The organism is Patulibacter ginsengiterrae (genome assembly GCF_056269115.1).
This window is the reverse complement of sequence record NZ_JBWDOG010000014.1, coordinates 77,828-100,921: the sequence shown is the minus strand read 5'-3', so window position 1 is coordinate 100,921 and position 23,094 is coordinate 77,828. Positions and strand designations below refer to the sequence as shown.

Sequence of the window (23,094 nt, the reverse complement as noted above, 5' to 3'; positions counted from 1 at the left end):
CGCTAGCCCGCCAGCTCCTTGGCCAGCATCACGACGGCCTTGTCGGGATCGTTGGGCGCGGGGCGCTCCTCGAGCGCGACGTAGCCGCGGCTGGCGTGGAACGCGAGCGACGGCTCGTTGCGGGGCCGGACGTTGACCTCGCACAGCATCCGGCCGTGGGGGCGGGCTGCGGCCTCGGCCGTCGCGTAGAGCAGGTTGCCGACGCCACGGCGCCGGGCCCGCTCGTTGACCGCGATCCGGTCGAGGTAGAGGAAGTCGTCGTACTGCTCGGAGAACCGCCGGTAGTACGCGCCGTCGTAGTCGGTGCCGGCGCCGATCGCGATCGCGAAGCCGAGCGGGCCCTCGTCGTCCTCGACCACCAGCGGGGTGCTCGCGCGGGCGAGGATCCAGATCAGGCGCTCGCCGTCCATCGGGCTCAGGTGCTGGACGCTGGCCTCGTTCATGGCCAGCACGGCGGGGTGGTCTGCGGCGACCATCGGCCGCACGCGGATCGCCGAAGAGGTGGCGGGGGCGCCGCTCATCTAGTGGCCTCCACCGGAGGAGACGGCCGGCGGGCGCGACTCCTCGGCGAGCGAGGTGATCACCAGCGGGCCGCGGGCGGAGTCGTCGAGCACGCTGCCGGCCTCGTCCTGCGAGCGGGCGTAGAGCTCGACCAACAGGTGGACGACGATCTGGTCGCCGGCGTGGGTGTGGAAGCGGACGTGGCTGAAGAACTCGAGCGTGCCCGCGTCACCGAGCGCCGCGAAGCTGAGCGCCTCGCCCGCGTCCGGGCCAGAGCAGACGTCGACGTCGTCGGCCGGGACGGTGATCGTGCAGGAGGCGACCCAGGGGGTGCCCATCACCAGCCGCTCCCAACGGCTCTCGTCGGCCACCAGCTGGCCGTCGCGGAAGAGCAGGTGCGGCTGGTCGTGCATGCAGTCGAGGCACTGGACGACCGCCTCCTGGTGCTCCTCGACGGCGTGGACCGGGGTGCCGGTGCTCGCGTCGATCCGGTGGATCCCGTCGTAGTGGACGTGCAGCTCGAGCGACGTCGACCAGCAGCGATAGCAGCGCATCCACGGGAGCGTCCCGGTCTCCGACATACCCGGATCGTACGGGCGAACGGCGTGCGGCGGCGAGCGGTGCGAGGGTCGGCCCGCGGCCGAGGGGGAAACTGGCGCGCTAGCACTCATCGGTGGCACGTGGCCGCTCGTACGTGGCGCGATAGCACTCTTGCGTGGCGCGTTGGCGCTCGTTGCTCGTTAGCCTTCCCGCCGTGCTGAGCTCGATGGTCGCCGCCCTGCCACCGCTGGCCCTGATGCCCGAGTGGCTCGACCCGGAGCAGATCATCGAGCGCTTCGGCTTCCTCGCCGTGATCGCGGTGGTCTTCGCCGAGTGCGGGCTGCTGGCGTTCTTCCTGCCCGGGGACTCGCTGCTGTTCACCACCGGCGTGCTCGCCCAGCAGGGCGTGATCGGGCAGCCGCTGTGGCTGCTCTGCGTGACGATCTCGCTGGCGGCGATCGCCGGCGACCAGGTCGGGTTCCTGATCGGCCGGCGGGCGGGGCCCGCGATCTTCCGCTGGCCGGAGTCGCGCTTCTTCAAGCAGGAGTACCTGGTCCGGGCCCAGGACTTCTTCACGCGCTACGGCGGCCGCACGATCTTCCTGGCGCGGTTCGTGCCGATCGTGCGGACGGCGGCGCCGCTCGTCGCCGGGGCCTCCGGCTGGAGCTACCGCGAGTTCCTGCGCTGGAACGTGCTCGGCGGGATCGTCTGGGGTGCCGGCGTGACCGCGCTCGGCCACGCGCTCGGCGGGATCTCGTTCGTCAACGAGAACATCGAGGCGATCCTGCTCCTGATCGTCGGCTTCTCGTTCCTGCCGATCGCGATCGAGCTGCTGCTGGCCCGGCGGCGGGGCAAGGCCGCCGCCACTGCAGCGACGGCGGACCCGGCGGTGGTCCCGGCCGACGAGCAGTGAGGCGGACGGGCGGGGTCGCGCGACCCCGCCCGCAGGCCGGTCCTGGGTGTCCTAGGACTCGGGGCTGCTGGCGGCCTTCTTGGCCTGCTTGCGCTCACGGTGACGCTTGCCGACCGTGGTCTCGAAGACGACCGAGCCGATCGTCACGACGACGACGCCGATGATCAGCAGGTCGATGTGGCCTTCGATCCAGAGCGCGGTCGAGTCCGGCAGGATCGACGCGGCCAGGTAGCCGATCAGGATCAGGCCGGTGCACCAGGCGAGCGCCCCGAGGACCGACCAGATGAAGAAGACGCGGCGGTTCATGCCGACCGCGCCCGCGACGACGGCGGCGAAGGTGCGGACGATCGGCACGAAGCGGGCGAGGAAGATCGTCAGCGGGCCGTAGCGCTCGAAGAAGGCGTGGGAACGGGCCAGGTGCTCCTTGCGGAACAACTTCGAGTCCTCCCGCGTGAACAGTGCGGGCCCGGCTCGTCGCCCGATCTCGTAGCCGACCATGTTGCCGGCGACCGCCGCGAGCGGGACGGCCACCAGCATCAGCCACAGCGGGTCGCCGTTCGGGCTCAGCTTGGCCAGCAGCCCGGCGCTGAAGAGCAACGTGTCGCCGGGGAGGAAGAAGCCGATCAGCAGCCCGGTCTCGGCGAAGATGATCGCCACGATCGCGATCAGGCCGTACTCCTCGAAGATGTGGCGCGGGCTCAGCCACTCCGGCATCAGCGCCAGCGGGGTCACGAGGTCGGCCAGGAGATGCGTCAGCACGCGCGGGAGGCTACCGGTGGGGGCTTTACCCGGCCTGAACGCCGTACGTCCGGCCGTTCGGTCGATCCTCGCGGGCACGGCGGACGGCCCGGTCGCGACGTCGCGATCCCGGTCGCGCGCCGGGGGTCGATCCGGATAGCGTCCGTCCCGACCGACAGCGGAGGAGCCACGAGTGACCGATCTTCGCGAGGCGCGCGGCGAGCTGCTGCGCGCAGTGCCCGATGACGCCCGCCGGACTACCCGGATCGGCCGCTTCGCCGACGCCGCGGAAGCGGTCGCCGGGCGCGCGCTTCCCGACGACCGGGCGCTCTGGCGCTGGTCGATCGAGGATCCCGACCGCTTCTGGCGGCTGGTCGCCGAGCAGCTCGGCGTCCGCTGGCGCGAGCGTCCCGACGGCTACCTGGCCGAGGCCCGGATGCCCGGGGCCCGCTGGTGCCCGGGCGGGACGCTGAACTACGCCGAGCACGCGCTGGCACCGATCGCCGACCTGCCCGCGGACGCTCCGGCGCTGATCGCCCGCTCCCAGACCCGCGACGAGGTCGTGCTGACCCGCGACCAGCTGCGCGAGCAGGTCGCACGCTGCGCGGCCGGTCTGCGGCGGCTGGGGGTCGCGCGCGGCGGGCGCGTCGCCGGCTACCTGCCGAACGGCCCGGAGGCGGTGGTCGCGCTGCTGGCGACGGCATCGCTGGGGGCGACCTGGGCCAGCTGCCCGCCGGAGTTCGGCGTCCGCTCGGTGGTCGACCGGCTCGGCCAGCTCGCGCCCGAGCTGCTGCTGACCGTCGACGGCTACCGCTACGGCCGCAAGGACCTCGACCGTCGCGACGAGGCCCGCCAGATCGCGGCGGGACTGCCGTCGCTCCGGCACGTGGTCCGCGTGCCGTACCTCTACCCGGCCGACGACGGCGACCAGGCCGCTGAGCCCGCTCGGGCCGCGAACGCGACCGGCGGGACGCAGACGGAGGCCGCCGTCACGACGACCTGGAACGCGCTGCTCGCCGAGCAGGAGCCGCTGACGTTCGCGGCCGTCCCGTTCGAGCACCCGCTCTACGTGCTCTTCTCGTCGGGCACGACCGGGCTGCCGAAGCCGATCGTGCACGGCCACGGCGGGATCACGCTCGAGCACCTGAAGGCGCTCGCGTTGGAGCAGGACCTCGGCCCCGGGGACCGCTTCCTCTGGTTCACCACGACCGGCTGGATGATGTGGAACTACCTCGTCTCCGGCCTCCTGGTCGGGGCGACGATCGTCCTCTACGACGGCGATCCGGGCTTCCCCGACCTCGGCGAGACCTGGCGGGTGGCGGCGGAGACCGGCGTGACCGCGTTCGGGACCAGCGCCCCGTTCCTGCTCGCCTGCCGGCGGGCGGAGCTGGTCCCGCGCGAGCTGGCGGACCTCTCGCGGCTGCGGTTCGTCGGCTCGACCGGGGCGCCGCTGCCGCCGGAGGGCTTCCGCTGGGTCTACGACTCGGTCGCCGGGCCGGGCCAGGACCTGCTGCTCAGCTCGATCTCGGGTGGGACCGACGTCTGCACCGCGTTCGTCGGCGGCTCGCCGCTGCTGCCGGTGCGGGCGGGCGAGATCGGTGGCGCCTGGCTCGGCTGCGACGTGCGGGCGGCCGACGCCCAGGGACGGGCGGTGATCGACGAGACCGGAGAGCTGGTGGTGGGGACCCCGATGCCCTCGATGCCGGTCGGCTTCCTCGGCGACGCCGACGGCTCCCGCTTCCGCGCGGCCTACTTCGCCCGCTTCGACGGGCTCTGGTGCCACGGCGACTGGGTCACGATCCACGCCGACGGCTCGCTGGAGGTCAGCGGCCGCTCCGACGCGACCCTCAACCGGGGTGGGGTACGGCTCGGGACGGCGGAGTTCTACGCCGTCGTCGAGGACCTCGACGGGATCGACGACAGCCTGGTCGTGCACCTGGAGGACCCGCAGGGTGGGGCGGGCGAGCTGCTGCTGTTCGTGGTCCCGAGCGGTGGCATCCCCGCCGAGCCGGAGGCGGCCGCCGCGCTGCGCGACGAGCTGGCGGCCCGCTGCGCGCGGGCGCTCCGCCGCGAGCTCTCCCCGCGCCACGTGCCCGACGGTCTGCTGCTGGTGCGGGGCGTGCCGCGGACGCTCTCGGGCAAGAAGCTCGAGGTCCCCGTCAAGCGGATCCTGACCGGGACCCCGATCGCGGAGGCCGCGTCGACCGGGTCGCTGGCCGATCCCGGCGTGCTCGACGTGTACCTGGCGCTCGCCCGCGAGCGCGGCACGGTCGCCTAGCGGCGGGCGGCGGCGCCAGGCTGGGGCGGAGGTCGCCCCGGGCGGGGCCGAGCACGGGCGGCGGGTGGGCCGGAGCGCCGACGTCGGGGACGGATAGCCTGGCGGGCGATGGCTGTCTCCCGTCCCGCCGCGCGTGCCACGACCAACGCGGGCCCCGATCCCGCGCCCCGGCCCGCGACGCTGCTGGGCGCCGCGGCGCTGGTGCCGCTCGGGGCGGCGGTGCTGCTGGCCGCCGCGCTGCTGCCGTGGCCGTCGCGGGCCGGGCTCGGACTGGCGCTGATCATCCTCGGGATCGGGATCCACGGCCAGCGCTGGACCGGCCTCGGCGCCCGCCTCGGCCCCGGCCTGGTTGGGGCGATCACGGCGATCCTGGGCTTCGGCGGGGCCCTGCTGACCGCCTCCGCCGTGGTCTCCTGGCTCGACCGCGACGGCGCGGCCTGGTCGGCGCTGATGACGCCGGCGGTCGTCTCGCTGGTGGTCTTCGCGGCGTTGGCCGCGGCCGGCGCCGCGACGCTCGGGCGGGACCGCTCGCTCGGGCTGGTGGTGATGTCGATCGCCGGGACCCTGGCGGCGGCGGTCGCGGTCGCGGGCCTGCTCGGCGTGTCGAGCGGCTGGGTCGGCGTCGTCCTGCTGGCGGTCGCGATCGCGGCGCTGGCCGTCGCCCGCGATCCGCGCACGGCGAGCCGGCCGGAGACGGCGCGGGCGGCACTGCTGGTCGCCGCGGTGCTGGCGACGCTGGTCTCCAACGGGCTGGTGCTGGTGCTGCCGCCGGTCGGTGGTCTGCTGCCCGTCGACGTGGTCATCGGCCACGACCAGACCGGTCCGGTCGCCTGGGCGCTGCTGCTGGTCGCGGCGACCCTGGTCGCCGCGGGGGTGCTGCTGCTGGCCGTCGTCCGTCGTGATGCCGTCGCCGGCGTGCTCGCCGGGGTGACGCTGCTCGGCGGGTCGGCCTACGTGACCGGCGGGGCGCGCGCGATCGTCGTCGCGCTGCCGCTGGCGGTGCTGGTCGTCGTGGTGGCGGCGATCGTCCGGCCGGGGGCGCGGACGCGCCTGTTGCGGGTCGTCCCGGCCGACCATCGGGCGGCGGTCGGGGCCGACGCGCTCGGTGCGGTGGCCGCGATCGCGCTCGGCTGGCTCGCGCTGCACGCCAGCGAGCTGGTGGCCGGGCCGGAGCGGCTGATCGGGGCGATCACGCTGCTGCTGGTGGCGCTGACGGTCGTGCTCGCCCTGCGGCTCGCCGGCGACGCGGCCCGCGCGGCGGCGATCGTCGCTGCCGTGGTGCTCTTGCAGGTCGCTCCGTGGTGGCGCCTGATCGGCGGCGAGGAGACCGGGGGAGACTGGTCGACCGGGGTCCTGATCGCCGCCGCGGTGGCGACGGTGGCGACCGCGCTGGCGGTCGGCTGGCCGCTGCTGCGGCGGGGCCGTCCGGCCGGTCCCGCGGTCGTCGCCGCGGTCACCTGGCTGCTCGTGGGCACGCTCGCGACCGTCGCGGTGGCGGTGCTCGGCGACGGCCTGGCCGGCGGACTCGACGCCACGGCCGGGCCGCTGACGCTGGTCGGGATTCCGGCGGTCGCGCTGGTGGCGGTCGCCGCGGTCGCGCTGCTCGGACCGTCCCGCCGCACGGCCGAGCTGCAGGCGTCCGGCGCCGTCCTGGCGTTCGTCGCGGCGGTCGCGATCGAGGACTACGCCGCGTTCACCGGGCTCGAAGGTCACGACGACGGTGCGCGGCTGGCCGGGATCCTGGTCGCGATCGTCCTGCTGCTGGGCTTGACCCTGCTGGCCGGCTCGACGGCCCGCCGCCGATCGGTCTCGGTCGTCCTCGGCGGCAGCCTCGGGGTGGCCGGCGCCGCGATCCTGATCGGTGCCGCCGCGATTCCGCTCGACGCGCCGCAGCAGGGGATCGTCCGGATCGGCGACGTGCTCTTCGGGGCGGCGTTGCGCGACAGCCCGCTCGCGGCCGCGAGCCCGGCCCTGCCGATCCTGGTCGGCGTGCTCGGCGTCGCGCTGCTGCTGGTCGCGCTCGCGCTCGAGCACACCCGGCCGCTGCCGGCCGGGGCGCGGCTGAGCGGGCGCTAGGAGTCAGCGCACCGGGTCACGCTGGAACAGGTGCCTGGCCCAGAGGTAGCCGCCGACCGCGATCACGATGCACCAGGCGACCGCGAGCACCCCGCTGTTGCCGATCGGGGTGCCGAGCAGCAGGCCCCGCAGGGTCTCGATGATCGGGGTGAACGGCTGGTTCTCGGCGACCCAACGGAGGCCGGCCGGCATCGAGTCGGTGGGGACGAAGCCACTGCTGAGGAACGGCAGCAGGATCAGCGGCAGCGGCAGGTTGCTGGCGGCCTCGACGCTCTTGGTCACCAGGCCGAGCGCGACCGACAGCCAGGTGATCGCGAGCGAGAGCAGGACCAGCAGGCCCGCGAGTCCGAGCCAGTCCGCGGCGCTGGCCTCGGGCCGGAAGCCGATCAGCAGTGCGACGCCGATGACCAGCACGATGCTCAGGAGCGTCTGGATCGTGCTGCCCAGCACGTGGCCGGTCAGGACCGAGCTGCGGGAGATCGCCATCGTCCGGAAGCGGGCGATGATGCCCCCGGTCATGTCGACCGCGACCGAGATCGCCGTGCCCTGGGCGATGCTGCCGACGGCCAGCAGGATGATCGCGGGGGTCACGTAGTCGACGTACGCGTCGCGGCCGCCGGTCGGGCCGCCGAGTCCGTTGCCGAGGGTCCCGCCGAAGACGTAGACGAACAGCAGCAGGAAGACGACCGGCATCGCCGCCAGCGCGAGCGGCAGCGGCGAGCGACGGAGGTGTCGCAGCTCGCGGCGCAGCATCGTCGCCGAGTCGGTCATGGCGTAGCCGAAGGTGCTCATCGGACTGCCTCCTTCGGGTCGGCGGTGCGGTCGGTCAGGGCGAGGAAGACGTCGTCGAGGTCGGGGGTGTGGACGGACAGCTCCTCGACCTCGACCGACGCCGCGTCGAGCCGGTCGAGCAGCGACCGCAGCGACGACACGCCACCGTCGCTGGGGAGCTGGAGGGTCAGCTCGTCGTCGTCGCGGGTCGCCTCGGCGAGCGCGCGGGCGCCGGCCTGGAGTCGGTGCGCATCGACGAAGCGGAGGCTGACGTGCCCGCCGGGGACCCGCCGCTTGAGCTCGTCGGGGGTGCCCTCGGCGACCAGGACGCCACCGTCGAGGACGGCGATCCGGTCGGCGAGCTGGTCGGCCTCCTCCAGGTACTGCGTGGTCAGGAAGACCGTCACGCCACCGGCGACGAGCTCACGGACGATCCGCCACATGGTCCGGCGACTGCGTGGGTCGAGGCCGGTCGTCGGCTCGTCGAGGAAGACGATCCGCGGGTCCCCGACCAGCCCCATCGCCAGGTCGAGTCGGCGCCGCATCCCGCCGGAGTAGGTGGCCGGGACCTGCTTCGCCGCGTCGACGAGGTCGAAGCGCTCGAGCAGCTCGGCCGCCCGGCGGCGGCCCTCTTCGCGGCCGAGGCGGTGCAGATCGGCCATCAGGATCAGGTTCTCCTCGCCGGTCAGGAGGTCGTCGACGGCCGAGAACTGACCGGTGACGCCGATCGCGGCACGGACGGCGTCCGGGTCGCGGGCGAGGTCGTGGCCCGCGACCCGGACTGTCCCGCCGTCGGCCCCGATCAGGGTCGAGAGGATCTGGACGATCGTCGTCTTGCCGGCGCCGTTGGGACCGAGCAGGGCGAAGATCGTGCCCTCCGCGACGTGCAGGTCGATCCCGTCGAGGACGACGTGGTCGCCGAACGACTTGCGCAGGCCGGTCGCGGCGATCGCCGGCCTGGCTGTGGCGGGAAGCCGCCCGGCGGCCGGCGGCAGGTTGCCGATAGTGCGGATCATGCGTGCTCCTCAGGGAAGGTCTGCGGGGACGGGGACGGGGACGGGCGCCGGATCACGATGTCGCCGACGGTGGTGCGGGCGCGTATCTCGACGGTCTCGGTCGACGGCTCGGGACTGGCGGCGGCGTCGAGCGCGTTGCGGACCTTGCCGGTCTTGGCGCGGACGTCGAGCCAGGCGGCGGTGCCCTCGCGGATGCCGACCTCGAGCTCGCCGATCGGGGTCTCGAGCACGACCGTGCCGCGGACGACCTCGTCGAGCCGGATGTCGCCGTTGGCGGAGCGCGCGTCGACCCCCGCGTGGGCGATCCCGACGGCGATGTCGCCGTTGGCGGCTCTGATCCGCAGGTCGCCGGCGGACGCGCCGACCCAGGTGTCGCCGTTGGAGCTCTTGATCACCGCGCCGGCGTCGAGCTGGCGCACGCGTACGTCGCCGGAGCCGGCATGGATCTCGGCCGGACCGGTGGCGTGGGCGACGCTGACGTCGCCGGTGCCGCTCTTCAGGCCGAGCGTGCCGACCTGGTCGAGGCGGACGCGTCCGATGCCGATCTTGAGCCGGCAGTCGCCGAGCCGGCCGTCGGTGTGGACGTCCGCCATCCCGAGGGTGGCGTCGATCTGCGAGTCGACGGGCAGCTCGACCGTCACGTCGACCGACGGGCCGATCCCCGGGCTCAGCCACGAGCGCAGCTTCGGCACCAGCCTGGCGGCCTTGATCGTCAGCTGCCCGTCGACGTACTCGACGCTGGTCTGCTCGGCCAGCTTGCGGTCGTCGTCGGCGGCGGGGTCGCTCGGGCGGACCGTGACGACGGTGGTCGGGCCGTCGCCGGCGCTGATCCGGAGGTCGCCGGCGGGGAGCTCGATCGTGGCGGCGATCGCTCGGGGGGTGTCGAAGGTCGACATGGGGGCCTTCCTGGCGGGTGCGGGTGCGGCGGGAGCGGGGCGTGCGGGCGGAACGGTCATCGGACCCAGCCGGTGTAGCTCTGGCCGGGGCGGCCGCCGGGCGGTCGCGGTTGGCGGTCGCGGTCGTCGCTGGCGAGCGCGGCCGCCGTGGTGCGGACCAGCCAGGCGTTGACCGACAGCCGCTCGCGGCCGGCCGCCTGCTCGATCCCGGCCTTGAGCTGCTCGGGCAACCGGAGGTTGATCCGCGCGGTCGCGGCCTCGTCGGCGTCCGGCGCCGGGAGGGGCGCGGAGGGCGGGACGGGCGCGGTGAGCTGCCGATCGGCGGGCTCGTCGGTGGGCGCGGGGGTCACGACGAACTCGGGCTCGCCGGAGCGCAGGCGGAGCTCGACCGATCCGGGGGCGAGCTCGCGGGTGATCTCGTCGGCGGCGGCGGAGAGCGCGTCGAGCAGCATCAGCCGGATCGACGACTCGAGCGGCGCGGTCAGGCGGTCGGCCAGCGCGCGGGCGTCCTCCCCGCCGGCTTCGGCGGCGACGGCGAGCTCACGGCGGAGGTTCCCGACGTACTGCGTGAGGTCCATGGCGCCAGTATGGCATCACAGTGGCGCCATTGCAACGCCAGGATGGCCGTAGGTGGTGTCATGGTCCGTGATTCCCCGGCGACGGGGTACGTCTCGGGGCGGGCCTTGGGCGGGGGTCGGGCAGGCGGGGCGGGCCTGGGGTCGGCCCGACGGGCGCTTGGCGATGCTTGGCGATGTGTTCTCCACCCCTGCGGTGGACAACGCATCGCGGAGCGTGCCTGGAGCCCGCGCTGCCGGAGGGTCCGCGGCGACCGATGAGTTCCCGGCGCCGGGGCCGTCTGGGGAGGACCGCAGGCAGCCGCGAGCAACAGGAGCAGCATGGAGAACGCAGTCAAGGGCCCGGCGTCGTACTTCCCCTCGATCGAGGAGAGGTACGGGCGACCGATCAGCGAGTGGAAGGCGGTCATCCGTGCGTCCGAGCTGACCAAGCACATGGAGCTGGTCGCGATGCTCAAGGACGAGCACGGCCTCGGTCACGGGCACGCCAACGCGCTGGTCGCCGACACGCTGCGGGAGGACCGCGACGCTTGAGCGGGCCGGGGGTCAGGCGGCGACCAGTCCGTGCAGCAACAGGCGGAGGGTCGCCTCGCGGGCCCGCTGCGGCGGCCAGCGGTGGCCGGTCCGGAGGTGCAGGTAGGTGCCGGAGGCGGCGTTGAACAGCGTCACCGCCTGCTCGTGCGGGTCGTCGGTCGGCCGCAGCGTGCCGTCGATCGCGCCGTCGCGCAGGAGTCGTTCGAACGGCTCGGTGAAGACCGCGCGGGTGTCGACCGGGTCCGTTTCGTCGCCGCCGTCGTCCTCGTGGAAGATCGCGTCCGAGGCGACCCGCACGGCGATCAGCACGTCGAGGTGCTCCTCGGCGGTGGCGCAGAGCGCGTCGAGCGCGGCCTCGAGTCGCTCGCGGCTGGAGCCCGGCGCGACCAGGACCGGCCAGAGCGCCCGCTGGTAGGCGGCGACCGCTGCTTCGACCAGGGCAGCGAGGACCTGCTCGCGCTTGACGCCCTGACGGTGCAGGGTTACCCGTGAGATCCCGGCCGCCTGGGCGATCCGCTCCGCCGTCGTCCGCTCCCAGCCGTGCTCGCGGAGGACGCGGCGGCCGGCCTCGAGGACGCGCGGGTCGAGCGGAGCGGTCATGGGCGCTAGCGTTGCATATTTGCAACAGCGCTGTAATGCTGGGTCGCATGAGCACCCTTCCCGACGCGATCACGCCCGCCGCCGGACGGTTCCTGCCCGTCGCCGCCTACGACGCGATCGCCGGCTCGATGATGCGCGAGCGGCGCTGGCGGCCACGGCTGGCCGACGACCTGGCGCGGCGGACGGGCGAGGCGCCGACGCTGACCGAGGTCGGGGCGGGGACCGGCTCGCTGATCCGGGTGCTGGCCGCCCGGATGCCGGGTGCGACGATCACCGCGGTCGAGCCCGACGCGCGGGCGCGGGCGATCGCCGCCGCGAAGCCGGGGGTCGCCGACGTCGCCTGGCGCGACGGGCGGGCGGAGGCACTGCCGCTCGCCGACGGCAGCCAGGACGCGGTCGTGATGGCGCTGATGCTCCACCACCTCGCGCCCGAGGCCAAGCGGCTGGCGCTGGCCGAGGCCCGGCGGGTGCTCGCGCCGGCCGGCACGCTCTACGTGGCCGACTTCGTGCGCCCGCAGGACCCGCTGATGGGGCTGGCGTTCGCCGTGATCCAGCTCGCCGACGGGCGGGTCTCGACCCGCGATCACCGCGCCGGGCGGCTGCCGGGCTTCGTCACCGAGGCCGGCTTCGCCCCGCCGGAGACCGTCGTGCGGCTGCGGACCGCGGGCGGGAGCTTCGCGGTCCTCCGTTGCCCGCGGGGCTAGCGGTCGTTGAGGGTCTCGACCGTCCACGACGCCAGGCCGGCCGGGGCTCCGGCGGTGGCCGCCCGGCTAGCGCCGGATCAGCACGTAGACGAGCGCCATCGCGAAGGCGATCTGACCGAAGCTCATCGCCGTGCCGAGGTTGGCCGCGCCGGCGATCTCGGCGATCACGGTGCCGCCGGCGAACGCGCCGACGACGATCCCGAGGTTCTGGACGAACGGCCGGCTGGGGCGGACGGCGACGTCGGCGTCGGTCAGGCGCTTGACGCCGCCGGGGGCGGCGTCCGAGGTGGCTTCGCCGGACTCGGCCGCAGCCCGCTGAGCGGCGCTCTGCTTGCGCGGCGGCGATCCGCTCACCGGGTCACCTCGGTCGGTGCGTCGGCGGCACGGTGAAGGCTCGCCGCCCGCTCGAGCTCCTGCATCAGGATCGGCACCGCCAGATCATCGCGCGTCTGCTCCAACCGGTGCAGTGCGCCACGGCGTCCGCCGAGCGCGCGCAGCGCCCGCTCGCCGAACTCGATCCGGAAGTCGTCGATCGCGCTGCGGCGGCGGGCGTCGCGGCGGGCGGCCGGCAGGTCGAGCGTGGCGCGATGGGCGTCGAGCGTGGTGACCAGCTCGTCGAAGCCGCTGACCGGGGGCAGCGAGCTGACCGCGACGACCTTCGTCGTGCGGTCGCCGACCGAGCGGAGGGCGGCGCGCACGTCGCTCCGGGCGCGCTGGGCGATCCGGCCGAGGTCGGCCTTGGTCACGACCAGCACGTCGGGGATCTCCATGATCCCGCTCTTGAGGAACTGGAGCACGTCGCCGGAGCCGGGCTGGACGATCACGGCGACGGTGTCGGCGACGTCGGCGACGTCGGTCTCCGACTGGCCGACGCCGACCGTCTCGACGATCACGACGTCGAAGGCGACCGAGAGCGCCTGGGCGGCGGCCCGGGTCGGGCCGGCGAGGCCACCGAGCCGGTCGGCGGCGGCGGTCGAGCGGATGAAGACCGCGTCGTCGTGGGGGTCGACGAGGATCCGGGCGCGGTCGCCGAGCAGCGAGCCGCCCGTCCGTCGGCTCGACGGGTCGACGGCGAGGACCGCCGCCGAGCGCCCGCCGTGGCGGTAGGCCCGGACCAGCTCGCTGAGCAGCGTCGACTTGCCCGCGCCGGGCGGGCCGGTCACGCCGATCACGTGGCCGGTCGGCTCGTGGCCGAGCGCGGCGGGGGAGAGCCGGTCGAGCAGGACGGTGGTCTGGGCACGGGCGGCCGGCGTCCTCGTCTCGACCAGGTTGAGCACGGCCGGTGCGGCGGCGAGGTCGCCGGCCCGCAGCCGGTCGGCGAGCGTCGCTCCCAGGTCGTCGTCCATCCGACCATCGTACGGCGGGTCTCCGGCGGCGCGGCGGGCGGCTGCGGGACAGGCGGATGTGGGGGCGCCTGCGCCCCGCCTGGAACTGGGTATTTCGGATCGGTATGCCACTATTTCAGCGGTGAGCACCGATCGCTTCGACCGTCTCCGCCCGCCGCTCGCGCTCGGCGCCCTCCAGCTCCCGCACCGGCTGCTGATGGCGCCACTGACCCGCAACCGGGCCGACGACGACGGCACCCCCAACGCGCTGATGGCCGAGTACTACCGGCAGCGGGCCGGGGCGGCGGCGCTGATCGTCTCCGAGGCGACCTGGGTCGTGCCCGCCGGCAAGCCGTACCCGCGGACCCCGGGCCTGGCGACCGACGCCCACCGCGACGGCTGGCGGGCCGTGACCGACGCGGTCCACGCCGAGGGCGGGCTGATCGTGGCCCAGCTCTGGCACGGCGGACGGGTCGGGCACCCGGCCACCAGCGGCGAGCCGACCGTCTCGGCCTCGGCGGTCGGGTTCGACGCGCTGACCGTCTTCACGCCCGACGGCAGCGAGATCCCGCCGGTCCCGCGGGCGCTCGGCCTCGACGAGCTGCCGGCGGTCGTCGCCGGCTACGTCGACGCCGCCCGGCGGGCGCTCGAGGCCGGCTTCGACGGGGTCGAGATCCACGGGGCCAACGGCTACCTGCTGCACCAGTTCCTCGCCGACGGCAGCAACCGTCGCGACGACGCGTACGGCGGGGACGCGGCGGGCCGCGCGCGTCTGACCGTCGAGGTCGTGCGCGCGGTCGCCGACGCGATCGGGGCCGATCGGGTCGGGTTGCGGCTCTCGCCCGGCTTCACCGGCCACGAGATGGTCGAGCACGACGGCGGTGCGGTCTACCGGGCGCTCGCCGACGCGCTGCGGCCACTGCGGCTGGCGTACCTGCACCTGGTCGGGCAGCCCGGCGATCCGCTGGTCGACGAGCTGCGCCGCCGGTTCACCGTCCCGCTCGTGCTCAACACCGGCTTCACGGCGGCGACCGAGCGATCCGACGCGATCGCGATCGTCGACGAGGACCACGCCGACGCGGTCGCCGTCGGCCGGGCCTTCATCGCCAACCCCGACCTCTGGCGGCGGTGGGAGCAGGACGCCCCGCAGAACGAGGCGAACGCCAAGCGCTTCTACGGCGGCGGACCCGCGGGCTACGTCGACTACCCGGCGCTCGCGGCTCGCGAGCCGGTCGGCGGGGACTGAGTCCGCCGCCGACCTGGTGCTCAGCCGCCGGAGCGGGGCAGCGTCGGCAGGACGCTGGGGGCGGACGCGGCGGCGCGGTTCTCGTCGCGGATCGCCGCCCACAGCTCCTCGCGGTAGACCGGCAGCGAGCGCGGTGCGTCGATCCCGAGGCGGATCGCGCCGCCGCTGATCTCGACCACGGTGACGACGATGTCGTCGCCGATCAGGACCTTCTCGCCGGGACGGCGGCTGATGATCAGCACGCGGAGTCGCCCGGACCGGTGGCCGCTGCGGCGCTGATCAGGGGCGCGCGGAGCGCCGCGTCGGGGGAGCGGTTGATGACCTGCCAGCCGTGACCCTCGGCGAGCAGCAGCGGCGCGCGCAGGTTGGCCACGAAGTCCTCCAGCCGCTCGGCGGTCCGGATGATCACCCAGACCTCGGCGGCGGCGGGATCGAACGACGCCTTCGCCAGGTCCTCGGGATCGAGGACCACCGCGTAGTCCGGGAAGAACCGCCCGGGCCGGACGACGGGCAGCGCCAGCTCCGGGTCCTCCAGCGACTGCAGCCAGGCGAACGGCTCCTCGACGTTGCCCGGCCTGACCAGCGCGTAGCGGGAGCCGGGAAGCCCGACGAGCCCGTCGGCGAAGACGATCGTGTCGTCGTCGGCCAGTTCGAGATCGCCGAACCGGGTGCTCTGGAGGGTGATCGGCATGGGGGGAGTCCTTGGAACCTGTTTCGGAGAAGGTTCTTAGCGCAGGAAGTCGAGCAACGACATCTGGACGATGCTCGCACCGGCCTTCAGGGAGGCCTGGTAGGCAGCCTGCTGGGTCGCGTACGCGATCATCGTAGTCCCGGCGTCCGCTTCCTCGATCAGCGACCGCTGCTCGTCGACGGTGCCGGTCAGCTGCTTGAGGCGATCGGAGGCCGAGGACAGCCGGTTGCCGGTCGCGCCGACCTCCGCCCGCAGGCCGCTGAGGGCCTCGAGCTGCCGGTCCATCGCCTTCAGGTCGGTCGAGCGGAGCGCGTCGGCGTCGGCCGCGGTCCCGCCCTGGAGGTGCTGGACGATCGTTCGGAGCGTGTCGATCAGCTTGCCGTCGCCGCCACCGCTGCCGGTCACGCGGCCGGCGAGGTCGACGTTGACCTTGAGGTCGACGCCGTCGGAGATCGCGCGGGTCACGATCCCGTTGTTGCCGAGGTAGGTGTCGGCGCCCTCGATCGCGTACGGCGGGGTGTTCGACGAGCCGGCGAAGACCGGGACGCCACCGTACTGGGCGTTGGCGGTGCTCTTGACGGCCTTGATCAGCTGTCCGATCTCGGCCGCGGCGGCGTCGCGGCCGACCTGGCCGCCGCCGTCGCTGCCGGCGGCGATCAGCAGCACCCGGGCCCGCTGGATCACGTCGGCGATGCCCTGCATCGACGCGTCGGCGGTGCCCTGCCAGCCCTTGCCGTCCTGGACGTTGCGCTCGTACTGGCCGATCCGCGAGAGCTCGTCGCGCAGGTCGATCCCGCGGACGGTGCCGAACGGGTCATCCGAGGGACGCCCGATCCGCATGCCGGAGCTGGCCATCTCGAAGGTCCTCGTCAGCCGCGCCTGGCTGTTCTGGAGATCGGTCAGGACGGTGCGGGTCAGCATGCCGCTGGTGATGCGAGAGGTCACGGGCGAGCCTTCGGACGGGGGACGAGGACGGGGGAGGACAGGTGGGTCAGGGCGGAGGGCGGGGTCACAAGCCCACGCGTCCGGTGCGGTTGATCAGCTGGTCGAGCATCTCGTCCATCACCGAGAGCGTCCGGGCCGAAGCCTGGTACCCACGCTGGAAGCGGACGAGGTTGGCCATCTCCTCGGTCGGCGAGACGCCGGAGACGGAGTCGCGACGGTCGGCGAGCGCCCCGGCCAGCGAGACCGCGGTCGCCTCCTGACGGCGGACCTCCGCCGTCTGACTGCCGACCTGGCCGATCAGCGCCCGGTACTGCTGGTCGCTGGCGCCACCGCGCAGCGCGGCGATCGCGGTCGCCGTCTCGTTGCTGCCGGTGGCGCCGGCCACGAACGCGTTGAGCGATCCGCCCTGGGCGGGATCGATCGCGGCCCCGACCGAGATCGGGCGACGGGCGACGCCGTCGACGACCGGCCCGGCGTTGACCACGAAGATCGGCGGGCCGCCGGCGGCCTGGTGGATCCCGTTGACGGCGTTGGCCATCGCGGTCGCGGTCGCCGCCAGCTCGCGCCGGTAGACGCCGATCGGGCCGGTCGCCGAGGCGGCGTTGGCCAGCGCGGCGAGCGAGCCGGGGCCGGGGCCGGTCGGGCCGAAGGCGAGGCTGAACGGCTGGCGCGACTGGTCGCCCGAGACGACCGGCGTGCTGTCGGTGCCGAGGTAGACGTCGATCTTGCCCGGGATCGGCTTGCCGCCGCCGTCGAGGGTCGGCTCGGTCCGGACCTGCGCGTACGACGAGAGGTCGTCGAGGATGACGTCGCGCCGGTCCATCAGGTCGTTGGCGACCTCACCGCGGGCGGCGGCGGCACCGATCGCCTGGTTCAGCTCGGCCAGCTCCTGCATGGCCGTGTCGATCGGACCACCGGCGGCGATCCGGTCCTCGTACTCCTTGGCCGCCTGGGCCTGGATCGTCGCCAGCTGGCTGTCGAGACCGCCGATCTGGTCGGCGGTCGCCTTGCTGGCGTCGAGCAGCACCTGGCGCGCGGCCGGCGAGCTCGGGTTGGTGGCGACGTCGCTCCAGGCGCTCCAGAAGCGCCCGAGCTGGGCGGCGAGACCGTTGCTGCCGGGCTCCTGGAAGGCCAGCTCGGCCTGGCCCATCAGCCGGGATGCGGTCGACGCGTCGCCGAGCTTGGTGGTCTGGGCCCGCAGCTGGATGTCGGCGAACTGGTCGCGGATCCGCTGGATCCCGGTCACGTCGACGCCGGTGCCGAGCTGGGCGAACTGGCCGCTCGGGCCCCACGGGCCGACGGTCAGGGCGTTCGAGGCCGCGAGGTTGGCCCGCTGACGCGTGTATCCCGGCGTCTGCTCGTTGGCGATGTTGTGGCCGGTGACGTCGATCGCGCGCTGCTGGGCCAGCAGGCCCCGCAGCGCGGTCTCGATGCCGTGGAAGGAGGAGACCATCAGGCTTGGAGATCCAGGACGCGGTTGGGCAGAGCTGCGGGAGTCGACGGTGACGGCACACGGGCGCCGGTCGGCGGCTCGTAGGTCACGTCGGAGAGGTTGCCGCCGAGGCGGCGGAGGTGATCGATGAAGGTCAGCTCCTGCTGCATCAGGGCACGGTTGCAGCGGTGATCGTGGTGGACCGCCTCGGTCGCGGCGACCAGCCGCTCGCTGCGCTCCTGGGCGGTCGTCGCCTCGAGCGGGGAGATCAGGCTGCAGAGGGCGGAGACGGTCACCTGCCACGGCTCGATCCCGAGCAGCGCGCCGCCGCGGACCAGCAGCGCGGTCCGCCGCTCCTCGAGCGTGCTGCGGAACGTCGTCTCGGCCTCGATCGTGCCGGTGTGACGGACGACGCCCGGCGCGTCGCGGGCGCTGACGGCAGCGCCGAGGGCGGTCACGGCGGCCTGCAGCCGCTCGATCGAGCGCAGCTGCTCGTCGAGGTGGCCGAGCAGCTCGCGGCCGAGGGGGGTGGCAGCGGCGGTGATCATGTGGTGCTCGCGGTCGTGGGGGAGACGCCGCCGGACACCTGTCCGGCGGGCGAGGCGGAGCCGTCGGACGCGGTCGCGTCCCCGGCCTGACGGGCGCTGGCGGCCGCGGCCGTGGCGATCTGGGCGGCGATCCCGATCCCGCCGTTGGCGGTCAGCACGTCGGCGAAGACGTCGGGCAGCATGTCGCGGTAGGCCGAGGTGGCGGCGGACGCGTCGTCCTGCTCGTCGCCGGCCGGGGCGGCCGTCTTCAGCAGCTGCTGGGCAAGCTGCTGGGCCAGCATCCGCTCGAACGAGGCGGCCGCGCGGTAGCGATCCTGGACCTCGGCGCTGCCCTCGCGGACGGCGGCGGGCATCGTCCGCTGATCGACGGGCGGGACGGCTCCGACGGGCAGCACGCTCATCGCTTGACCCCGTTGGCGATCTCGGCCATCTGGTCCTGGGTCTGGACCGCGCGGCTGGCCATCGCGAAGGCGCGCTGCGACTCGATCAGGTCGACCATCGCGTCGGCGGTGTCGACGTCGGAGGCCTCGAGCGCGCCCTGCACGAGGCTCGTGCGGGCGAGCGCGACGCGGGTCGGCGCTCCGCTCTCCGCGGTCGCGACCGAGAGGCTGTCGCCGATCGGGCGGAGGCTGTCGGGGGCGCGCACCTCGACGAGCTGGATCCGCCCGAGCCGCCGGCCGCCGTCGGTGGTGACGGTGCCGTCGGCGGCGATCTTCAGCTTCTCGGCGCTGGTGCCGGCCGGGACCGGGCGGACGCCGGGGACGAGCGCCCCGGTCGCGGTCGTCAGCCGGCCGCGGTCGTCGACGTGGAGGCTGCCGGCGCGGGTCAGCGCGATCGTGCCGTCGGGGGCGCGGACCTCGATGTAGCCCGGGCCCTGGAGGGCGACGTCGAGCGAGCGCCCGGTCTCCTGGAGCGCGCCCTGGGCGGAGCCGCGCCCGATCGTGGAGGCGGCGGCGCCGGTCCCGACCTGGACGCCTTCGACGCCGTCGCGGACGTAGAGCAGGTCGCGGAAGTTGACCCGCTGGTGCTTGTACCCGGGGGTGTTGACGTTCGCGAGATCGCCGGAGATCGCGTCCATCCGGGTCTGCTGTGCGGTCATACCGGCCGCTGCCGCGTTGAGGCCTTGGAGCATCGGTCCGTCCTTCGGGTCGCCTCCCGCGGCTGCTGCGGGAGGTGGTCGGGTAGTCGGCGGGAGCGGGAGGGACTTGAATCGTCCGCCCGGCCGCGGGGGCGACCGGCGGGGTCGATCGGCGTCCCGGCCCGGTCGTGGGTGCGGCGGCGACGGCCGCCGCAGCCTCAGGCGCTGGTCGAGCCGACCTGCTGGGCGGCCTTGGCGAGCGTGTCGTCGATCGTGGTGATCGACTTCTGGCCGGCCTCGAAGGCCCGCAGCGAGGAGATCATCTCGACCATCGCGCGGGTCGCGTCGACGCCGGAGGCCTCGAGCGCGCCCTGCTGGATCGTGCCGGTGCCGACGCCGGCCGCGGTGCCCGCGAACAGGCCCTCGCCCTGCTTGGTCGGATCGGTCAGGGCGACCAGGGCGATCCGGCCGGGATCGAGCTTGCCGTCGACGGGGACGGTGATCGGCCCGCCGTTGCGGCCGAGCACCTGGTTGCCCTGGCCGTCGACCAGGAGACCGTTCGCCGAGGTGCTGAACTGGCCGTTGCGGGTGTACCGAACGCCGGCCGGTGTCTGGACGGAGAAGAAGCCGTCGCCGGCGACCGCGAAGTCCAGCGGCTCGTCGGTCACCCGCGCGGTCTGCCCGCGGAGGTCGGTGACGCTCGCGTCGGCGTACGGGCCGAGGCCGACCGGGCCGACGACCTCGCGCGTCCGCGTGTTCTGCAACAGCAGGTCGCCGAACGACGTCTGGGTCGTGCGATCCCGCTTGTAGCCGGGTGTCGCGGCGTTCGCGAGGTCGGCGGAGATCTGGTCCTGCCGAACCTGCTCGGCCCGCATTCCGGCAGCGGCGACGTAGAGGCCTCGGTCCATGTCCCGGGTGATCGGCGGGGTCGCCCGGGGCTTGAGCGACGCGAGCCGGGATCCGGCTGGTGAACGGTGTTCTCCCCCCAATCCGAAATTGGGGCTCAAGTTCTCGGGGGTCGCTGCCGACTACCGGGGCGATCCACAGCTCGGGCGGACGCTTCAGGAAATGGACGACGCCCCGCGAGGTACCCTTGCCGTGCTCACCATGACACCGATCGAACCGCCCAGCCGTGTCCACGAGACAGGCCCGACGGACCCCCGTCGCGTCCACGTCACGCCGACTCCGGAGGTCTCCGTGATCCCGGCCGAGCAGCAGCCGTTCGACGTCCTGCCCTCCGAGCCTCCGGCCGAGGTACTGGCGGAGATCGGTGCGGCGATGGACCAGCTGGACGCGCTCAAGGAGCGGCAGCTCTCGCTGCGGTTTGAGGTGCGCGAGGGCCAGCGGCTGCGGATCGAGATCGTCGACGACGAGGGCAACGTGGTTCGCACGGTGCCCGCGACCGAGGCGATCGAGATCGTCACGGGGCAACGCTCCGTCGACGGCCGTACGACCACGAACACGGACGAGCCGACCGGCTTCGACGGGATGGGCTGAGCAATGGGCATGATCAACCTCACGGGCCTGGCGACGGGCCTCGACACGAATGAGCTGATCACCAAGCTCATGTCGATCGAGCGTCAGCCGAAGACGCGGCTCGCCAACCAGCAGACGAGCATCCAGGCGAACAAGAACGCCCTGCAGGCCGTCTCGGACGCGCTCAAGAAGCTCAACGCGGCCAGCCTGGCGCTGGCCGACCCGTCGCTGTTCGCGAACAAGCAGTCGGTCGAGATCGGCAACGCCAGCGCTGCGACCGGCACGATCACCTCCGGCGCTCCCGCCGGCGGCTACTCGCTCGAGGTCGTCCAGCTCGCCCGCGCGAGCCAGTCGAGCTACGCCTTCGCGGCGCCGACCGCGGACGGCACGATCGCGATCGCCGGCGCAGGCTGGAACGACTCGGTCACGTTCGAGGCCGGGGACACGGCGACCGACATCGCCGCCCGCATCAACGGCGACTCGACCCTGCACGTGGTGGCCTCGGTCACGACCGTCAACGGCGTCGAGCGGCTCGCCTTCTCCAGCCGCGCGACCGGCGCCGCCAGCGGCTTCTCGGCGTCCTCGGCCGGCGTGCTCTCCGACGAGGTCGTGAAGGTCGGCCAGAACTCGCTGATCCGGATCGACGGCGAGGAGCACACGGCGGCGACCAACGTCTTCGCCAACGTGATCCCCGGCGTCACGCTGCAGCTGCGCGGAGTCACCTCGACGGCGACGACGATCAACGTCGGCACGCCGGGGACCGACCCCAAGGCGGTCCAGGACGCGGTCAAGACCTTCGTCGACGCGTACAACGCGTCGCTGGACCTGATCCGGACGGCGACCGCGGTCTCGCAGAACTCGAAGGGCCAGCTCGGCGGCGACGTCACCCTGACCCAGCTCCACGAGCAGCTGCGCTCGGCGCTGATCTCGATCGGCCCGGGCGGGGCCTCGCTGCCGCTCGAGGCGCTCGGGATCACCACCGGCAAGGCCTCCGGCACGGCGACCTACTCGGCTGACGCGGTCCAGGGGCGGCTGACGGTCGACAACGCCGCGCTCGCCGCGGCCCTGACCTCGGACTCCGGCAAGGTCCGCGACGTCCTCGGGCGCTCGGGCGTGCTCGGCGGGCTCTCGACGATGGTCAACACGTACAGCGGCGCCGCCGGCTCGCTGGCCCAGCGGATCAGCGACTCCGACCAGATGATGTCGAACCTCGGCCGTCAGATGGAGTCGCTCGACGCCCGTCTGGCCAACCGCGAGACGGCGCTGAAGGCGCAGTTCGGACGGCTCGAGGCGACGATCTCCCAGTTCAACGACCAGCGCTCGTGGCTGGACGGACAGCTGGCTGCCCTTCAGCCCAAGTGATTTTGACCGATCACTGAAACGTGTCCAGCTACGCCGCACCTCAGGCCTATCGCGACAACGCTGTCCTGACCGCCTCGCCGTCCGGACTCGTCGTGATGTTGTACGACGGGATCGGACGGTTCCTCCGCCAGGCGGTCGCGGCGATCGAGGCCGGCGACCAGATCACCGCCACGGCGCGCATCCAGCGCGCCGAGGCGATCATCTCCGAGCTGACGGTCACGCTCGACCATCAGCGCGGGGGAGAGGTCGCCGCCCGGCTGGAGGCGATCTACGGCTTCTGGCGCCGTCACCTCGACGAGGGACGCCGCGAGCAGGACGCCGCGAAGCTGCTCGAGGTCGTCCGCCACGCCGCGGAGCTGCGGGTCGCCTACGCCACCGCGGGCGCGTGAGCATCGTGGCGATCTCGACGGGATCCAGCGTCTACGAGCAGCTCGCCGAGCTGACCGACGAGCAGCTCGTCGCGGTCCAGGCGGGCGACCTCGACCGGCTCGAGCAGCTGTCGGTCCGCTGGGCGGCGCTGGTGGCCGCACTGCCGACCGACGCGCCGCAGCACGCGCGCGCCGCGCTCGAGCGGACGGTCGCGGGGCACGACCAGATCGGCGTCGCCTTGCGGGAGCTGCGCGAGCGGCTGGGCAAGGAGCTGGCCCTGACCGGACGCGGGCGCCGGACCGCGAACGGCTACGGCGGCGCGAGCGCCGTTCCGGTCAGCAGCCACCAGGCCTGATCGCCTGCTGTCCAGCGGCGCCTCGCGTAGGCGTCGCTTGAACGTCCAGGCCGCTGTGGCCGCTCCGCTCGACGGTTGATCGACGCTGGGAGGGCGCTGAGTGACCGTGTGTGCGAATAGGTCAC

General features: G+C 73.8%; 28 protein-coding genes. 10 read left to right on the top strand and 18 right to left on the bottom strand.

Translation table 11 applies throughout. The annotated features are described in order from the left end of the window. Nucleotides 1-2: 2 nt before the first annotated feature. Together ACVUH9_RS17165 and ACVUH9_RS17160 are read right to left on the bottom strand one after the other, a co-directional pair. Nucleotides 3-521, bottom strand: a complete 519-nt coding sequence (locus ACVUH9_RS17165; RefSeq protein WP_475759076.1) for a GNAT family N-acetyltransferase — start codon at nucleotides 519-521, stop codon at nucleotides 3-5. Continuing rightward, nucleotides 522-1,082, bottom strand: coding sequence for a hypothetical protein (locus ACVUH9_RS17160; protein ID WP_475759075.1), 561 nt, complete (start codon nucleotides 1,080-1,082; stop codon nucleotides 522-524). A gap of 185 nt (nucleotides 1,083-1,267) precedes the next feature. Between ACVUH9_RS17160 and ACVUH9_RS17155 the strand changes: the two genes are divergently transcribed. Continuing rightward, nucleotides 1,268-1,954, top strand: a complete 687-nt coding sequence (locus ACVUH9_RS17155) for a DedA family protein (RefSeq protein WP_475759089.1) — start codon at nucleotides 1,268-1,270, stop codon at nucleotides 1,952-1,954. A gap of 51 nt (nucleotides 1,955-2,005) precedes the next feature. Here the strand turns inward: ACVUH9_RS17155 and ACVUH9_RS17150 are convergent, their stop codons facing one another. Beyond that, nucleotides 2,006-2,713, bottom strand: a complete 708-nt coding sequence (locus tag ACVUH9_RS17150) for a DedA family protein (protein WP_475759073.1) — start codon at nucleotides 2,711-2,713, stop codon at nucleotides 2,006-2,008. A gap of 172 nt (nucleotides 2,714-2,885) precedes the next feature. Between ACVUH9_RS17150 and ACVUH9_RS17145 the strand changes: the two genes are divergently transcribed. Further along, the gene (locus ACVUH9_RS17145) at nucleotides 2,886-4,970 is read left to right on the top strand and encodes an acetoacetate--CoA ligase (RefSeq protein ID WP_475759071.1); all 2,085 of its coding nucleotides are present in this window, start codon (nucleotides 2,886-2,888) and stop codon (nucleotides 4,968-4,970) included. Nucleotides 4,971-5,078: 108 nt separating this feature from the next. Continuing rightward, entirely contained in the window at nucleotides 5,079-7,046 is a 1,968-nt protein-coding gene (locus ACVUH9_RS17140; protein WP_475759069.1) for a hypothetical protein, read from the top strand. 3 nt (nucleotides 7,047-7,049) lie between these two features. Here the strand turns inward: ACVUH9_RS17140 and ACVUH9_RS17135 are convergent, their stop codons facing one another. Genes ACVUH9_RS17135 through ACVUH9_RS17120 form a run of 4 tightly spaced genes read right to left on the bottom strand, consistent with a single transcriptional unit; the run spans nucleotide 7,050 to nucleotide 10,307 of the window. Further along, nucleotides 7,050-7,838, bottom strand: a complete 789-nt coding sequence (locus ACVUH9_RS17135; protein ID WP_475759068.1) for an ABC transporter permease — start codon at nucleotides 7,836-7,838, stop codon at nucleotides 7,050-7,052. Then, nucleotides 7,835-8,833 carry an ATP-binding cassette domain-containing protein gene (locus tag ACVUH9_RS17130; RefSeq protein ID WP_475759066.1) on the bottom strand — a complete coding sequence of 333 codons (999 nt, stop codon included), beginning with the start codon at nucleotides 8,831-8,833 and terminating at the stop codon, nucleotides 7,835-7,837. Before ACVUH9_RS17130 ends, ACVUH9_RS17135 begins: the two co-directional genes overlap by 4 nt. After that, complete coding sequence (locus ACVUH9_RS17125) at nucleotides 8,830-9,729, bottom strand: DUF4097 family beta strand repeat-containing protein (RefSeq protein WP_475759064.1); 900 nt, start codon at nucleotides 9,727-9,729, stop codon at nucleotides 8,830-8,832. Before ACVUH9_RS17125 ends, ACVUH9_RS17130 begins: the two co-directional genes overlap by 4 nt. Before the next feature lie 56 nt (nucleotides 9,730-9,785). Next, on the bottom strand, nucleotides 9,786-10,307 hold the full coding sequence (locus ACVUH9_RS17120; protein WP_475759062.1) for a hypothetical protein: 522 nt from the start codon (nucleotides 10,305-10,307) through the stop codon (nucleotides 9,786-9,788). Nucleotides 10,308-10,625: 318 nt separating this feature from the next. Here ACVUH9_RS17120 and ACVUH9_RS17115 point away from each other — a divergent pair, with 318 nt between their 5' ends. Beyond that, entirely contained in the window at nucleotides 10,626-10,838 is a 213-nt protein-coding gene (locus ACVUH9_RS17115) for a DUF4287 domain-containing protein (protein ID WP_475759060.1), read from the top strand. Between the two features lie 12 nt (nucleotides 10,839-10,850). On the opposite strand, the gene ACVUH9_RS17110 is transcribed toward ACVUH9_RS17115, so the two are convergent. Further along, a complete protein-coding gene (locus tag ACVUH9_RS17110) occupies nucleotides 10,851-11,438 on the bottom strand; it encodes a TetR/AcrR family transcriptional regulator (RefSeq protein WP_475759058.1) in 588 nt (195 codons plus the stop codon). A 47-nt stretch (nucleotides 11,439-11,485) separates the two neighbouring features. Here ACVUH9_RS17110 and ACVUH9_RS17105 point away from each other — a divergent pair, with 47 nt between their 5' ends. Further along, entirely contained in the window at nucleotides 11,486-12,142 is a 657-nt protein-coding gene (locus ACVUH9_RS17105; protein WP_475759056.1) for a class I SAM-dependent methyltransferase, read from the top strand. Between the two features lie 66 nt (nucleotides 12,143-12,208). Here ACVUH9_RS17105 and ACVUH9_RS17100 read toward each other — a convergent pair whose 3' ends face one another. Beyond that, nucleotides 12,209-12,496: a hypothetical protein gene (locus tag ACVUH9_RS17100; protein ID WP_475759054.1), complete on the bottom strand. Its 288-nt coding sequence runs from the start codon at nucleotides 12,494-12,496 to the stop codon at nucleotides 12,209-12,211. Beyond that, complete coding sequence (locus tag ACVUH9_RS17095; RefSeq protein WP_475759052.1) at nucleotides 12,493-13,488, bottom strand: ArgK/MeaB family GTPase; 996 nt, start codon at nucleotides 13,486-13,488, stop codon at nucleotides 12,493-12,495. The genes ACVUH9_RS17100 and ACVUH9_RS17095 overlap by 4 nt, the downstream gene beginning before the upstream one ends. Before the next feature lie 121 nt (nucleotides 13,489-13,609). Between ACVUH9_RS17095 and ACVUH9_RS17090 the strand changes: the two genes are divergently transcribed. Next, nucleotides 13,610-14,713 (top strand): alkene reductase, encoded by a 1,104-nt coding sequence (locus ACVUH9_RS17090; protein WP_475759050.1) that lies wholly within the window; start codon nucleotides 13,610-13,612, stop codon nucleotides 14,711-14,713. A 20-nt stretch (nucleotides 14,714-14,733) separates the two neighbouring features. On the opposite strand, the gene csrA is transcribed toward ACVUH9_RS17090, so the two are convergent. The 8 genes from csrA to ACVUH9_RS17050 form a co-directional block, all read right to left on the bottom strand. Continuing rightward, nucleotides 14,734-14,955 carry a carbon storage regulator CsrA gene (csrA, locus tag ACVUH9_RS17085; protein ID WP_475759048.1) on the bottom strand — a complete coding sequence of 74 codons (222 nt, stop codon included), beginning with the start codon at nucleotides 14,953-14,955 and terminating at the stop codon, nucleotides 14,734-14,736. Further along, complete coding sequence (gene fliW / locus ACVUH9_RS17080) at nucleotides 14,949-15,404, bottom strand: flagellar assembly protein FliW (RefSeq protein WP_475759046.1); 456 nt, start codon at nucleotides 15,402-15,404, stop codon at nucleotides 14,949-14,951. Before fliW ends, csrA begins: the two co-directional genes overlap by 7 nt. A 36-nt stretch (nucleotides 15,405-15,440) precedes the next feature. After that, the gene (locus ACVUH9_RS17075) at nucleotides 15,441-16,349 is read right to left on the bottom strand and encodes a flagellin N-terminal helical domain-containing protein (RefSeq protein ID WP_475759042.1); all 909 of its coding nucleotides are present in this window, start codon (nucleotides 16,347-16,349) and stop codon (nucleotides 15,441-15,443) included. 64 nt (nucleotides 16,350-16,413) lie between these two features. Continuing rightward, complete coding sequence (gene flgK, locus ACVUH9_RS17070) at nucleotides 16,414-17,802, bottom strand: flagellar hook-associated protein FlgK (protein WP_475759040.1); 1,389 nt, start codon at nucleotides 17,800-17,802, stop codon at nucleotides 16,414-16,416. Beyond that, nucleotides 17,802-18,329 (bottom strand): hypothetical protein, encoded by a 528-nt coding sequence (locus tag ACVUH9_RS17065; protein WP_475759038.1) that lies wholly within the window; start codon nucleotides 18,327-18,329, stop codon nucleotides 17,802-17,804. Before ACVUH9_RS17065 ends, flgK begins: the two co-directional genes overlap by 1 nt. Next, nucleotides 18,326-18,730 (bottom strand): hypothetical protein, encoded by a 405-nt coding sequence (locus ACVUH9_RS17060; protein ID WP_475759037.1) that lies wholly within the window; start codon nucleotides 18,728-18,730, stop codon nucleotides 18,326-18,328. The genes ACVUH9_RS17065 and ACVUH9_RS17060 overlap by 4 nt, the downstream gene beginning before the upstream one ends. Beyond that, nucleotides 18,727-19,461: a flagellar hook-basal body protein gene (locus ACVUH9_RS17055; RefSeq protein ID WP_475759035.1), complete on the bottom strand. Its 735-nt coding sequence runs from the start codon at nucleotides 19,459-19,461 to the stop codon at nucleotides 18,727-18,729. Before ACVUH9_RS17055 ends, ACVUH9_RS17060 begins: the two co-directional genes overlap by 4 nt. Nucleotides 19,462-19,625: 164 nt before the next feature. Beyond that, on the bottom strand, nucleotides 19,626-20,315 hold the full coding sequence (locus tag ACVUH9_RS17050) for a flagellar hook-basal body protein (RefSeq protein ID WP_475759033.1): 690 nt from the start codon (nucleotides 20,313-20,315) through the stop codon (nucleotides 19,626-19,628). 199 nt (nucleotides 20,316-20,514) lie between these two features. Here ACVUH9_RS17050 and ACVUH9_RS17045 point away from each other — a divergent pair, with 199 nt between their 5' ends. From ACVUH9_RS17045 to fliT, 4 genes are read left to right on the top strand one after another with little or no spacing between them, the layout of a single operon-like run. Next, nucleotides 20,515-20,904: a hypothetical protein gene (locus tag ACVUH9_RS17045; RefSeq protein ID WP_475759031.1), complete on the top strand. Its 390-nt coding sequence runs from the start codon at nucleotides 20,515-20,517 to the stop codon at nucleotides 20,902-20,904. Nucleotides 20,905-20,913: 9 nt separating this feature from the next. Beyond that, on the top strand, nucleotides 20,914-22,245 hold the full coding sequence (gene fliD / locus ACVUH9_RS17040) for a flagellar filament capping protein FliD (RefSeq protein ID WP_475759029.1): 1,332 nt from the start codon (nucleotides 20,914-20,916) through the stop codon (nucleotides 22,243-22,245). Nucleotides 22,246-22,265: 20 nt separating this feature from the next. Continuing rightward, complete coding sequence (gene fliS / locus ACVUH9_RS17035; protein ID WP_475759028.1) at nucleotides 22,266-22,634, top strand: flagellar export chaperone FliS; 369 nt, start codon at nucleotides 22,266-22,268, stop codon at nucleotides 22,632-22,634. Beyond that, nucleotides 22,631-22,969 carry a flagellar protein FliT gene (fliT, locus tag ACVUH9_RS17030; RefSeq protein WP_475759026.1) on the top strand — a complete coding sequence of 113 codons (339 nt, stop codon included), beginning with the start codon at nucleotides 22,631-22,633 and terminating at the stop codon, nucleotides 22,967-22,969. The genes fliS and fliT overlap by 4 nt, the downstream gene beginning before the upstream one ends. Nucleotides 22,970-23,094 lie beyond the last annotated feature (125 nt).